This window comes from Amycolatopsis anabasis, from assembly GCF_009765355.1.
GTDB classification, from domain to species: Bacteria; Actinomycetota; Actinomycetes; order Mycobacteriales; family Pseudonocardiaceae; genus Amycolatopsis; species Amycolatopsis anabasis.
Genome location: NZ_VTHK01000184.1, coordinates 1 through 730, shown reverse-complemented (window position 1 = coordinate 730; position 730 = coordinate 1). Strand labels below are relative to the sequence as shown.

Below are 730 nucleotides of genomic sequence, written 5' to 3'. Positions count from 1 at the left end.
CCGACCACGGCGATCACCACGGCTTGTCCGGCGGTGGAGGAGATGCCCAGCAGGAGGGAGACGAGGATCCCGGCTCCGGCCATCTGGGCGAGCAGGTAGAAGAACGACACCGCCAGGGTGGAGGTGGCCGCGGCGGCGCGGACGGGGCGTTGGCGCATGCGGAAGGCCAGCACGTCGCCCATGGTGAACTTGCCGGTGTTGCGCAGGAGTTCGGCGACCAGGAGGAGGGCGACCAGCCAGGCGACGAGGAACCCGATCGAGTACAGGAACCCGTCATACCCCGACACCGCGATCGCCCCGGCGATGCCGAGGAAGGACGCCGCGGACAGGTAGTCGCCGGAGATGGCGATGCCGTTCTGCGGGCCGGTGAACGCGCGTCCGGCGGCGTAGTAGTCCGAGGCGGTGCGGGTGTTGCGCGAGGCGCGGAACACGATCACCAGGGTGATCACCACGAACGCCGCGAAAATGCCGATGTTCAGGATCGGGGAGGAACCCTCCACCCCCTGCGCCAGATACCGGGTCATTTGGCGCCCCCCTCGATCTCGGCGCGGATCTCATCCGCCACCGGATCCAACCGCCGGTTCGCGTACCGCACATACAACCCGGTAATCACAAACGTGGACACGAACTGCAACAACCCGAACACCAACCCCACCGTGACATTCCCGAACAACTTCACCGACATAAACCCATGCGCATAATCAGCCAGCAACACATACAGCAGATACCA

At 65.3% G+C, this 730-nt stretch carries 2 protein-coding genes; both read right to left on the bottom strand.

Going from position 1 to position 730, the window contains the following annotated elements; all coding sequences use genetic code 11:
- On the bottom strand, nucleotides 1-524 hold a 524-nt coding region (locus FXO23_RS50640), incomplete at its 3' end, for a solute symporter family protein (RefSeq protein WP_425484996.1).
- On the bottom strand, nucleotides 521-730 hold a 210-nt coding region (locus FXO23_RS50635; RefSeq protein ID WP_158896380.1), incomplete at its 5' end, for a DUF485 domain-containing protein. The genes FXO23_RS50635 and FXO23_RS50640, both read right to left, overlap by 4 nt.